The sequence below is a fragment of the bacterium genome, from assembly GCA_024228115.1.
Lineage (GTDB): Bacteria > Myxococcota_A > UBA9160 > UBA9160 > UBA6930.
In genome coordinates, this window is the sequence record JAAETT010000289.1 from 5,001 (window position 1) to 17,751 (window position 12,751).

Annotated in this window: 9 protein-coding genes; all 9 read right to left on the reverse strand. The window is 64.9% G+C overall.

Annotated features, from left to right (window positions below):
• Positions 1-271: 271 nt before the first annotated feature.
• The 9 genes from GY937_12925 to ftsY all read right to left on the reverse strand — a co-directional run bounded on the left by GY937_12925 (position 272) and on the right by ftsY (position 12,514).
• Positions 272-1,435 (reverse strand): tyrosine--tRNA ligase, encoded by a 1,164-nt coding sequence (locus GY937_12925; protein ID MCP5057608.1) that lies wholly within the window; start codon positions 1,433-1,435, stop codon positions 272-274.
• A gap of 47 nt (positions 1,436-1,482) precedes the next feature.
• Positions 1,483-2,031 (reverse strand): 5-formyltetrahydrofolate cyclo-ligase, encoded by a 549-nt coding sequence (locus tag GY937_12930; GenBank protein ID MCP5057609.1) that lies wholly within the window; start codon positions 2,029-2,031, stop codon positions 1,483-1,485.
• A gap of 38 nt (positions 2,032-2,069) precedes the next feature.
• Positions 2,070-2,384 (reverse strand): cell division protein ZapA, encoded by a 315-nt coding sequence (locus GY937_12935; protein MCP5057610.1) that lies wholly within the window; start codon positions 2,382-2,384, stop codon positions 2,070-2,072.
• 3 nt (positions 2,385-2,387) lie between these two features.
• The gene (locus tag GY937_12940) at positions 2,388-2,699 is read right to left on the reverse strand and encodes a hypothetical protein (protein ID MCP5057611.1); all 312 of its coding nucleotides are present in this window, start codon (positions 2,697-2,699) and stop codon (positions 2,388-2,390) included.
• An 88-nt stretch (positions 2,700-2,787) separates the two neighbouring features.
• Positions 2,788-4,257, reverse strand: coding sequence for a glutamate synthase subunit beta (locus GY937_12945; protein ID MCP5057612.1), 1,470 nt, complete (start codon positions 4,255-4,257; stop codon positions 2,788-2,790).
• Positions 4,250-8,803: a glutamate synthase large subunit gene (gene gltB, locus GY937_12950; protein MCP5057613.1), complete on the reverse strand. Its 4,554-nt coding sequence runs from the start codon at positions 8,801-8,803 to the stop codon at positions 4,250-4,252. The genes GY937_12945 and gltB overlap by 8 nt, the downstream gene beginning before the upstream one ends.
• A gap of 286 nt (positions 8,804-9,089) precedes the next feature.
• On the reverse strand, positions 9,090-9,812 hold the full coding sequence (locus GY937_12955) for a glycerophosphodiester phosphodiesterase (GenBank protein ID MCP5057614.1): 723 nt from the start codon (positions 9,810-9,812) through the stop codon (positions 9,090-9,092).
• On the reverse strand, positions 9,809-11,305 hold the full coding sequence (gene glpK / locus GY937_12960; protein ID MCP5057615.1) for a glycerol kinase GlpK: 1,497 nt from the start codon (positions 11,303-11,305) through the stop codon (positions 9,809-9,811). Before glpK ends, GY937_12955 begins: the two co-directional genes overlap by 4 nt.
• Before the next feature lie 27 nt (positions 11,306-11,332).
• Positions 11,333-12,514: a signal recognition particle-docking protein FtsY gene (gene ftsY / locus GY937_12965; GenBank protein ID MCP5057616.1), complete on the reverse strand. Its 1,182-nt coding sequence runs from the start codon at positions 12,512-12,514 to the stop codon at positions 11,333-11,335.
• Between the last annotated feature and the right edge of the window lie 237 nt (positions 12,515-12,751).

Here is a 12,751-nt window from a genome sequence, read left to right on the forward strand (position 1 = left end):
CAGACCGCACGCGATTCGGTTTTCAAAGACCCGTCGAAATCCGTTTGGCCTGTTTGGGGCCGGCGGGACACTCCCCCCACTGGCAATCCATGGGAGACCCATGTGACTGGCCTTGGGAGGTTCCGTGCACGAGCTGTCCGGGGGAGAAATTAGGTTCCCCCGGGACCCGAGCAGGAATCGCAATGTAAGCAGTGTCTTCGGGACCGTCAAGAGCCACGAGGGGGCAGTTGACGCTGAAATGCCGCGTAGTTGCACATTTTCCCCACGGGGATCAGCGCAACAGGAGCCGGGCAAACCGACGTTTTCCGGCCTGCACGAGATAGGAGCCCGGGGGAAGCCGGAGATTCGGATCCCGGACCACGTTGCCGTCTACGCGTGCCCCTCCCTGGGTCACGATGCGCCGGGCTTCGGAGTTGCTCGCCAGGCCCAAAGCGCCGCGTAGAGCCTCCAACAGGCCCAGATCCTCTGCCCCCGACAAGGGGATCTCCACCTCAGGAAGATCGTCCGGGATCTCCTTGCGCTGGACCAGGGCGCGGAAATGCTCCGCGGCCTTCTCGGCCGCGGCATCGCCATGAAACCGTGTCACGAGGCGCGTCGCGAGCTCCTTCTTCATGGCCAGCGGATCCGCTCCGACGGCTGCCAGATCCTCCCAGCGCCCGAAGCCCAGCTGCGCCACCCAACTCCGCATCAATTCGTCGGAGATGCTCATGGTCCGCCCATACATGTCCTCGGGCGCGTCTCGGATACCGATCGTGTTGCCGACGCTCTTCGACATCTTCTCCGTGCCGTCCGTGCCAACCAGGAGGGGGTGGGTGATCACCGCCTGAGGCGTCTGGCCGTAGGCCCGCTGGATCTCGCGGCCGACCAGCAGATTGAAGGTCTGGTCGGTGCCTCCAAGCTCGACATCCGCCTCGAGAGCCACCGAATCGTAGGCCTGCACGAGGGGATAGAGGAACTCGTGCACGGCGATCGCTTCACCGGCTTTGTAGCGCTTGTCGAAATCGTCGCGTTCGAGCATTCGAGCGACGGTGTAGTGGGAGCAGAGGCGGACCAGATCCGCCGGGCTCATCGCGTCCATCCACTCGCCGTTGAAGCGGATCTCTGCCCTTTCCGTATCGAGAACGTGGCTGACCTGATCGACGTAGGTCTGGGCGTTTTTCCGGATCTCATCTTTGTCGAGAGCCGGACGGGTCTTCTTCTTTCCGGTGGGGTCGCCGATGCTCGCCGTGAAATCGCCGACCAGAAAGATCGGCGTATGACCAAGCTCCTGGAAGATCCGAAGCTTCTCGAGCACCACGGTGTGACCGATATGCAGGTCCGGCGCGGAGGGATCCATTCCGAGCTTGATCCGGAGCGGGCGCCCCTCGCGAAGCGCGGCAGCGAGACGTGGGCGAAGGTCTTCCGCACCGATCAGCGCTTCGGCGCCTCTACCCATCGCCTCGAGCTGGCGATCGATTTCCTCTTGTTCGGCTGTGGACTCGTTCACCGGTACTCCTCGGTTCGCTTGGAGGTTACCAGTTGGTCCTCGAGCAGGACCGCCTCGACGGATTGGTCGTGAGGCTCGGTCGGGATCCGCTCGACGAGCTGGCAACCGAACGCGACCCCGATCGCCACCGCGCCGCCTCGCCGAGCAAGCGCCCGATCGAAGTGCCCACCCCCGCGACCGAGCCGGGCGCCCATCGCGTCGAAGGCGCGGCCAGGCACCAACAGCAGGTCTCCGCTACCGAGGCTTTCCACAGGAGCATCGGCGGGCGGGACGAGTACACCGAAGGCGCCGGGAACGAGGGCCTCCCAGGTGTCACAGCGAGCGAAGACGAGGCCTTCCTCATCGATTCGCGGCCAGAGCAGCAGCTTGCCTCCGGCCCGCACCCGATCGAAGAGGGGCCGGGAGGGCAACTCATCCGGCAGCGATGCATAGAGGACCACGCGGTCGCATGCCTCGAAGGCGGCAACGCTCGCCAGGGTCGTGGCAGCTCGAATGGCAGCGCGGTCGGCGACCTGGTCAGAGATCGCGGCGAGACGTGCGCGCATCTCGTTGCGAAGCGCCGCCTTCGCCTCTCTGGCGCTCCTCAGGCGCGCGGGCTCGGAGCCGCGGCCCCGTCGACCGCAGCTTCGACCAGTCCGAGCAGATCGTCGAGCCGGCTCCCATCGAGAGAGGGAACACTCGTGGAGTCATCGCCCTGGGCAATCAGCCGGTTGGCGAGATTCAACGCTGCGAGCACCGCGATGTCGACGCTATCGACCGTGCCCGCGCGTTCGCGCACACGGCACATCGTTTCATCGAGCAAGGCGGCTGCGCGTTGCACGGAGGCGGCGTCGGACTCGCCCCGTACCTTGTACTCCTGGCCGAGGATCGTCACCGCCACCACGCGTTTCGTGGTCATGGCTTAGCTCCCGTCGTCCGAGGGAACGCCCTGTCGACGCTCGAACTGGGTGTCGAGTTGGTCGAGGCGTGCGAGCACATCGTCCAGGCGTTTGCCCGCGTCCTGGCGACGTTGGTTCAGGTCACGGATCTGTTCGTCGCGCTGGCTGAGCTGGGCCACGGTCTGGGCGTGCTCGGCTTGCAGGGATTGAAAGCGTTCGACCAACGTGCGAACCAGCTGGTCGAGGCGCTCGAACTTGGCGAATTCGGATTCAGCCGCTGCTCGGGTCTCCGATCCTTCGCCCGTCTTCGATCGAGCCTGCGAACCTCGCGCCATCCGCCACTCCCCCTCCCAGTGATGCTACCGGCAGCGGGGGAAACCCGTCAATCGTTACGTGTCAGAACGCGGTTTGCGATGCGTTTTTTCAGACGTACCGGTTGCGGGCCTGGAGGCGGGAATTCCCCATCAGATAGGCATCGACAGCGCGGGCGGCCTCTCGGCCCTCCCACTGGGCCCACACGACCAGCGATTGGCCGCGACGACAGTCTCCCGCGGCGAAAACGCCGGCCTCGCTGGTGGCGAAGCCCTTCGTATCCGCCAAGACGTTGCCTCGAGGGTCCAGCTCGACGCCCAGGCCTTCGACCAGGCCCTCTTTTACCGGCCCCAGGAAGCCCATCGCCAGAAGCACCAGATCGGCCGGAAGCTCGAACTCGCTTCCGGGCACTTCCCGCATGCTCGGCATGAGCGGGCGATTCAACTCGTCGCGGTCGAATTCGACTTCGACACCCCGCAGCGTCTTCACCTGGCCGCCCTCGCCAAGGAGATCCTTGGTCATCATGGCGTAGCGACGCTCACCGCCTTCGACGTGGGAGCTGGAAACATTGAAGTAGTACTTCTTGGCCTGAGGCCACGGCTCGGACTCGTGCCGACCCTCGGGCGGCTGCGGCAGGAGTTCGAGCGAGGTGACCGATGCGGCCCCATGCCGGAGCGAGGTGCCGATGCAATCGGAGCCCGTATCGCCCCCGCCGAGCACGACGACGTGCTTTCCGCCGGCCAGGATCGCCTCGACCTCAGGCACGGTATCTCCGGCCACCCGGCGATTCTGTTGGGGCAGGAACTCCATCGCGAAGTGGACACCGCCGAGTTCGCGCCCGGGTACCGGGAGATCTCTGGGCTGTTCGGCGCCCAGGCAGAGCAGCACCGCATCGAAGCTCTTGCGCAGCTCGGCGACGGAGAGATCCACGCCGACCTCCACCCCCGTCTGGAAGCTCACGCCCTCTTCGCGCATCTGCTCGAGACGTCGATCGATCGTATCCTTCTCGAGCTTGAAATCCGGGATGCCATAGCGGAGCAGGCCGCCGATGCGATCACTCTTTTCGAAGAGCGTGACGGTATGCCCGGCGCGAGTGAGTTGCTGGGCGGCAGAGAGGCCGGCCGGGCCGCTTCCGACCACCGCGACCGAGCGGCCCGTTCGACGTTCGGGTTTCTGGGCTCGCACCCAACCCTCATTCCAGCCACGGCGCACGATCTCCCATTCGATCTGCTTGATCGTCACCGGTTCCTGGTTGATGCCCAGAACGCAGGCCTGCTCGCAGGGCGCGGGGCAGACCATCCCGGTGAACTCAGGGAAGTTGTTCGTCGAGTGCAGCCGAGCGAGCGCGTCCTCCCATTTGTCGCGGAAGACCAGGTCATTGAAATCCGGGATGATGTTGCCGAGCGGGCAACCGTTGTTGCAGAACGGGATGCCGCAATCCATGCAGCGGGACGCCTGGGTCTCCGCCTTGTCCGTCGGAAAATCTTCCTGAACGCATTGCCAATCGTCGAGGCGATCCTCGACCGGTCGGTAGGAGGTCCCTTCCCTCCCGTGCTTCAAGAACCCCCGCGCATCAGCCATTGCCACTCTCCGCCGACAGGCGCTGATCCAACGCCCGCTTGTAATCCTTCGGGAAGACCTTTACGAAGCGCTTTGCCAGGGTCTCCCATTTCCGGAGCACCTCGTCGGCCTTCGCACTGCGTGTGTACTTGAAGTGGTTGCGGATCATCCGCTGGAGGAATTCGAGATCCTCCTCATCCAGTGGATCGAGTTCGACCGTCTCCGGATTGACCCGGGTCGCGAACTGCCCGTCTTCGTCCAGCACGTAGGCGATTCCGCCGCTCATGCCCGCGCCGAAGTTGTGGCCCGTCTCGCCCAGGATGATGGCGCGCCCGCCCGTCATGTACTCACAGCCATGTTCGCCGACGCCCTCGACCACCGCGGTGGCACCGCTGTTGCGCACGCAGAAGCGTTCGCCGGCCTTGCCCTGGAAATAGGCCTCGCCGGACGTGGCCCCGTAGAGCAGGACGTTCCCGGCAATGATGTTCTCTGCGGGATCGAAGGTGGCTCCCCGGGGAACGCGAACGATGACCTTCCCTCCCGAAAGGCCCTTGCCCACGTAGTCGTTGGCGTCACCTTCGACTTCGAACGTGAGCCCGGGCGGACAGAAGGCTGCCAGGCTCTGGCCGGCGCTGCCCTTGAAGCGAACGGTGATCGTATCTTCGGGCAGGCCCGCTTCACCGTACTTGCGGGACACCTCGGAGCCCAGGATGGTCCCGGCTGTCCGATTCGTATTCCGGATCGGAAGCTCGATCTCCACCTTCTCGCCCCGCGCCAGAGCCGGCTCGGCCCGGCGTAGGAGCTCGATGTCGAGCACCTCTTCGAGCTCCTCCTCCAGGGTCTGGGCGGTATCGTTCACGATCGAATGGGGCACGTCCGGCGCGTGGAAGAGCTCCGAGAAATCGAGCCCATCTTGCTTCCAGTGGTTGGCCACCTTCTCGACATCGAGCACCTCGACGTGCCCGATCATCTCCTGGAGGGAGCGGAAACCGATTTCCGCCATGGTTTCGCGGGCCTCTTCAGCAACCCAGAGCAGGTACTGCACCACGCTATCCGGCGTTCCCGCAAACCGCTCGCGAAGAACCGGATCCTGGGTGGCGATTCCGACCGGGCAGGTATTCAGGTGACACACGCGCATCAAGATGCAGCCCATGGCGACGAGCGGAGCCGTCGCGAAGCCGTACTCGTCCGCACCTAGCAACGCGGCGATCACGACGTCGCGTCCGGTCTTCAATCCGCCGTCCGTCTGAACCCGGATCCGCCCGCGAAGATCGTTCAAGACGAGGGTTTGCTGGGTCTCGGCGAGGCCGATCTCCCAGGGCATCCCCGCGTACTTGATCGATGCCTGGGGCGACGCTCCGGTCCCACCATCCATGCCGCTGATCAACACGCCATCGGCCTTCCCTTTGGAGACCCCGGCTGCGATCGTTCCGACACCGGTCAACGACACGAGCTTCACGGAAATCCGGGCTCGCCGGTTCGCATTCTTCAAGTCATAGATCAGCTGGGAGAGATCCTCGATCGAATAGATGTCGTGATGGGGCGGAGGCGAAATCAGCCCAACGCCCGGAGTCGAGTGCCGCACCTTGGCGATCGTCTCGTTCACCTTGTGGCCCGGAAGCTCCCCGCCCTCACCGGGCTTGGCACCCTGGGCAACCTTGATCTGGATCTCGTCGGAATTGACCAGGTACGAGCTGGTCACGCCAAAGCGGCCCGAGGCCACCTGTTTGATCGCGCTACGTCGCAGATCCCCGTTCTCGTCGGGCGTGAAGCGATCCGGATCCTCACCGCCCTCTCCGGTATTCGACTTTCCGCCGATCCGGTTCATGGCGATCGCGAGGGTCTGATGCGCTTCGAGCGAGATCGATCCGTAGGACATCGCGCCCGTGCAGAAGCGCTTCACGATCTCGCTGGCCGGCTCGACTTCATCGAGCGGAATCGAGGGCCGAAGGCCGTTCTTGAACGCGAACAGGCCTCGCAACGTACAGGCGGTGGCCGCCTCGCCGTCTGCGGCTTCCGAAAAGAGCTTGTAGTCCGAGTAGCTCTTTCGCTTCAAGGCGATCTGGAGCCGTGAGACCGTGTCCGGATTGAACGTGTGGCGCTCGCCACGCGTTCGCCATTGGTAGAGACCTCCGGGGTCGAGTTCCGGATAGGCGAAGTCATCACCGGCAAAGGCCCGCGCGTGGCGCTCGGCCGCCTCCTTCGCGAGCACGTCGTATCCAACACCGGACACCCGCGAGGCGGTGCCCGTGAAGCAACGAGCCACGAGCTCCCGGTCGAGACCGATCGCCTCGAAGATCTGGGCGCCCCGATAGGAAGCCAGGGTCGAGATGCCCATCTTCGCGAACGTCTTGAGCAGACCCTTGTCGTTGGCCTTGACGAAATTCTTCTTCGCAGCTTCCGGATCGAAGCCTTCGAGTGCGTATCGACCCTCAGCCACCAGCTCTTCGATCGTCTGGAACGCCAGATAGGGATTGATGGCCGCGGCACCGTATCCGATCAGCAACGCCATCTGCGCCACCTCGCGCGCTTCGCCCGTCTCACAGACGATTCCACAGCGGGTGCGCAGGGTCTCGCGAATCAAGTGATGATGCACCGCACCGGTGGCGAGCAACATCGGGATCGGCGCCAGCTCCGGGCCAATTCCGCGATCCGAGAGAATCAGGATGTTCACGCCCCCGCGCACGGCATCCTCGGCCTCGGCACAGAGCTGGTCGAGTGCCACCCGAAGCCCGTCTCCGCCATCCGCCGGCTTGAAGACGCAGGAGAGTGTGCGCGAAGCGAAGCCGGGCCGATCGATCTGCCGCAGGGCTTCGAGCTGCTCGTCGGTGATCACCGGGTGGTCGACCCGGATCATCCTCGCGTTGTCCTCGGTTTCGGCCAGCAGGTTGCCCTCGCTGCCGATCGTCGAGTTCAGCGCCATCACCGGCCGCTCGTTGATCGAGTCCATGGCTGGGTTCGATACCTGGGCGAAGAGCTGCTTGAAGTAGCGATAGAGCATCTGCGGGCGATCCGAGAGACAGGCCAGTGCCGCATCCTCGCCCATCGATCCGGTGGGCCACTTGCCGTCTGCCGCCATCGGCGCGAGCAGGATCTTGAGATCTTCGTTCGTGTACCCGAACGCCTGCTGCTGAACGAAGCGCCACTCCGCATGGGCGGAATCGTCATAGCGATGCTCGGCCGGCACTTCGGCCGGGGGCAGATCTTTCAGGATCACACGCTGTCGTTCGAGCCAATCCCCGTAGGGCTTGCGCATCTTGTACTCGCGCTTGATCTCTTCGTCTTCGACGATGCGGCCCTCTTCGAGGTCGATGAAGAAGATCTTCCCGGGATGTAGCCGACCCTTCTTGAGTACGTTGGCCGGTTCGATGTCCACGACGCCTACTTCGGAGGCCATCACGACGAAGCCATCCTTCGTCACGACATAACGAGAGGGACGCAAGCCATTCCGGTCGAGAACGGCTCCGATCTTGCGACCGTCGGTGAAGGCCAGTGAAGCCGGGCCATCCCAGGGCTCGAGCATCAATGAGTGATACTCGTAGAAGGCCCGCAGCTCCGGGTCCATGTCGTCCTGGTTCTCCCAGGCCTCTGGAACCATCATCAGCACGGCTTCCGGCAGCTCTCGTCCGGCAAGGCAGAGGAACTCGAGCGCATTGTCGAAGCGCGCGGAATCCGAGACCGGCCCTTCTCGCATGATCGGGTAGAGCTTCTGGAGATCGTCTCCGAAGAGATCCGACTCCATCGTGCCCTGGCGGGCGCGCATCCAGTTCTGGTTGCCCTGAATGGTGTTGATCTCGCCGTTATGCGCCAGATAGCGGAACGGGTGGGCGAGGTCCCAACTGCCCAGGGTGTTCGTGCTGTAACGCGAATGCACGAGACAGAGAGCCGAGCTGAACTCCGGATCTGCCACGTCCGGAAAGAAACCCTCGATCTGCTTCGAAATCAGCAGGCCCGTGTACACGATCGTTCGGCTCGACAGGCTGGTGACGTAGAAGAAGCGCCCATCCGGGAGCGCCTCTGCAATCTGCTTTTCCACGAGGCGCCGGATCACGTAGAGCTTGCGCTCGAAGGCGTCCTGATCCCCGGCCGCTTCTCCCGTCGCACCGACGAAGAGCTGGCGCATGCGCGGAAGGCTCTCCCGTGCCTGATAGCCGATCGCCTGCGGGTCGTGGGGAACCTCCCGCCAGCCGAGCACGCTCTGACCCTCGCTGGCGACGATCTCCTCGAGCATCGTCGCCTGCCGGGTTGCCGCCTCCTCGTCCTGGGAGAGGAAGATCATGCCCACCGCATACTGACCAGGATTGGGCAGCGAGATGCCTTGCCCTTTGCATTCCCGACGCATGAAGGCGTCGGGAATCTGGACGAGCAGACCTGCGCCATCGCCCGTGTCCGGATCGCAGCCGCAGGCACCCCGGTGCTCGAGCTGGACCAGGACCTGGATTCCCTTCTGGACCAGTTCGTGGGACTTCTCGCCGTGAACGTTCGCCACGAATCCGACGCCGCACGCATCGTGCTCGTGAGCGGGGTCGTAGAGGCCTTGCTTGGGCGGGAGCCCCGGATCGGTCATGCGTTCACCCTGATGGTTCGGGTGGACTCTTGACGCGATGCAGCACAGTTGTCGAGAACGGGGCGCTCGGGGGCCGAAGCCGAGTCAAAGAGCGAGAGTTACACTCCTCGCCGCGAGCGGTTCCTGCTTGGTGATCGGCGTCCCGATGCGGTCAGGCCTGCTCTTGAGGCGGCGATGAAATGCCGGAAGTGCGCGAGAGTCCTAGTTTTTTGGGAGATCGCAGGCTAAACGATCGGTCCATACGTGTCAAGCGAAGGCCCGGGTTGGAGCTTGACTCGACGCGTCATCAACGCGTTCCCTCCAGCAAGGCTCGCATCCTGTCCGGGTGGTTGGTGAACAGGCCGTCCACGCCCCAGCCAATCAGCTCTTCCATTCGCTCAGGCCCGTCGACGGTGAACACGTAGACCGCCAGGCCCACGTCATGGGCGCCCTCGATCAGGGCTTCGTCCACCAAGGCGTCCTCCGGATTCAACGCCTCCGCGCCGAGAACTCGGGCCCGCTCGGGCCAGCCATCGGGGAAACGACGCGAGACCAGCAGGGCGAGCCGAGCTTCGTGCGAGAGCGCGCGAAGCTCCTTCAAAACGGGATCGTAGAAGGAACTGAAGAGCGTTTCGCCCAGCAGACCGCGTTCCGTCACCGCGCCCAGGGCCTGGGCTTCGAGCCCCGGGTAGGCCCCGCGCGTTCCCCGTTTCAACTCGAGATTGAAGGGAATGCGGTTGCCGAACCGGTCGAGTACCTCGTCGAGGGTCGGAACGGGCTCGCCCCCTCCGGCGTCGAGCTTGCGGACCTCTGCCAGGCTGGCGTCAGCGATCTCGCCCTTCCCTCCCAGACCTGCAAGCTCTTCGTCGTGGGCGATCACCACGTGGCCATCCCGGGTTCGGTGCAGATCGATCTCGATGCAATCGCTGGCCATCTCGATCGCCAATTCGTATGCGGGCAACGTGTTTTCGGGCCGCCGGCCCGAAGCACCTCGGTGCGCAATCACCAGCGGCCGGGCCGCGGTGTTCATGCGTCGGCCCAATCCCGGGAGCGCTCCACCGCGCGGCGCCAGCCCGCGTAGAGGCTCTCCCGCCGATCCTCGGACATGGCAGGCTCGAAAGTGCGGGCGCCATCCATGGTGACGGATTCGAGCGCGTTCCGATCGGACCAGAAATCCACCGCAAGTCCGGCCAGCGCGGCTGCTCCTAGCGCTGTCACTTCCAGCACTTGCGGCCGCCGCACCGGAACCCCCAGGACATCCGCCTGAAATTGCATCAGGAAATCGTTCTGACAAGCGCCACCGTCCACCCGCAACGCATCGAGTACGAGCCCCGAATCTTCACGAAGGCAATCGATGACATCGCGGCTTTGATAGGCGATCGATTCGAGGGTCGCGCGGATGATGTGCTCCCGCGTCGTACCGCGGGTCAGCCCGACGATCGCACCGCGCGCCCGTTCGTCCCAGTAGGGCGCGCCGAGCCCGGTGAACGCGGGCACCAGATACACACCGCCCGTATCGTCGACGGACCTTGCAGCAGCCTCGGTATCGGCCGCGTGGGCCACGAGGCCGAGGCCATCTCGCAGCCACTGCACCGAGGCGCCCGCGACGAAGATGCTGCCTTCGAGAGCGTACTCGACGGCGCCTCCGACCCCCCAGGCGATCGTCGTCACCAGGCCCGTCTTCGATTCCGGCGCCTCCGCACCCGTATTCATCAACAGGAAGCAGCCCGTGCCGTAGGTATTCTTCGCGCTGCCCGGTGCGAAACAACCCTGCCCGAACAGGGCCGCTTGCTGGTCACCGGCCATCCCCGCGACCGGGATCCGCCCGCCAAACCACTCGGCATCGGCGTCTCCAAAAACGCCACTCGAATCGCGCACCTCGGGAAGCAGCTCCCGGGGCAGGTTCAGTGCCGCGAGCAGCGAATCATCCCATTGGCAATCGCGGATCCCGTACAGCATGGTGCGCGAGGCGTTCGAGAACTCCGTGGCGTGCACGGCTCCCTTGGTCAGATTCCAGAGCAGCCATGTGTCGACCGTGCCGAAGGCCAGCTCGCCGCGCTCGGCGCGAGCCTGGGCCCCTGGAACCGCATCCAGGATGAAGCGAATCTTGGTCGCCGAAAAGTAGGCGTCGATCACCAGGCCAGTGCGCCTCCGCACGTCATCTTGAAGGCCTCGGCTGCGAAGCTCCTCGCAGATCGGCGCAGTCTGTCGCGACTGCCAGACGATCGCCCGGTGGATCGGTTCTCCCGTGGCACGATCCCAGACCAGCGCCGTTTCACGTTGGTTCGTGATCCCGATGGCGGCGATATCGGCTGCGCTTGCGCCAGCCTTCTCGAGCACTCCGCGAGCAGCTCGAAGTTGGCTCGTCCATATCTCCATGGGATCGTGCTCGACCCAGCCAGGCTGCGGAAAATGCTGTTCGAACTCGTGCTGGTCGACAGCGGCGACGCCTCCAGCCGCATCGAAGAGAATTGCCCGAGAAGACGTCGTCCCCTGGTCGAGTGCGAGAATGAAGCGGGCCATGGCCGGGCCTCCTAGCGCAGTCGGCCGTCAGCCGAACAGCGCATCCACGAACTCGTCAGAGGAGAAATCGCGCAGATCGTCGACCCCCTCGCCCACCCCCACGAAACGCACGGGAATGCGGAACTCGTCAGCAAGACCGACGATCACGCCACCTTTCGCCGTGCCGTCGAGCTTGGTGAGGACGAGCCCGGTGACCGGCGCCGCCTGGGTGAACTCCCGAGCCTGGGAGATCGCGTTCTGCCCCGTGTTGGCGTCGAGCACGAGAAGCGTCTCATGGGGAGCGTCGGGAAGGTCCCTGCCGATGACCCGAGCGATCTTCGCCAGTTCTTCCATCAACGGTGCCTTCGTCTGCAAACGGCCTGCGGTATCGATCAACGCCACGTCGATTCCCCGGGCTCGGGCGGCCTTCACCGTGTCGAAGGCAATCGCAGCGGGATCGCCTCCGTCCGCGCCAACGACCACATCGCAACCCGCACGTTCACCCCAGGTCTGGAGCTGCTCTCGCGCCGCTGCGCGGAAGGTATCGCCTGCCCCGAGGATCACGCTGTGTCCGGCCGCCCGGTAGCGTGCCGCGAGCTTTCCGATGGTCGTCGTCTTGCCCGAGCCGTTCACGCCCAGCACGAGCACGACGTGCGGAGCACCCGTCACCCGCAACCCGGTTTCCGTGCCTTGCACCGCCGCGAGCTTCGCGGCGATGCCATCCCGGAGGATCTCCCGGACGCGCGAGGCCGGCTCACCCCGCGCCGAAGAGCGAACCTCGTCGAGCAAGCTCTCGGCCGTCGTCACACCGAGATCGGCGGTGAACAACACCGACTCCAGCTCCTCGAGGAGCGCGTCGTCGATCGTGCCGGCGGCAAACAGCCCGCCCAGCCGCCCGACCAGCGCCTCCTGGGTGCGCGCCAGACGCTCGCGCAGGGTGACCCGGACGGGCTCCGGTTCAGGGGTCGGCTCCGGTTCAGGGGTCGGCTCCGGTTCCGGCTCCGGTGTGGGCTCGGGCTCCTGCTCGCGTTCCGGTTCCGCGGTCGGCTGGGGCTCGGGTTGGCCCACGCGCTCCGGCGCACGCGGAGCCGCTTCCGGCTGAGCCGACGTGCCGTCCCCGCGCATGGCACCCCACACGAGCAGCGGAAGCGGCAGCGCAAAGGCAAGCAGCGGAAGCCAGGTGGCGTGGGCAGTCGCCCAGACCGCAAAGGAATGCAGCAGTGAATCCATCGGGCGCCGAGGATAACGAACCCGCCGCCGACCGGTGCCGAGGGCTCGAGGGGAACGACGGGGCCCGAAACGGGCGGGATGCCGCCTTGAAGACCGCTTCTAGTGATGTGATTCACGCTGTTGGGGCATTATCCAGCGCGCGCCTGGCTCTGCCAACCTTTTCGATGATCTCTTCTGCTGTCTTGGACCAGACGAAGGGAGTGGGATCATCGTTGTGTCCGTCCACGTAACTCATCA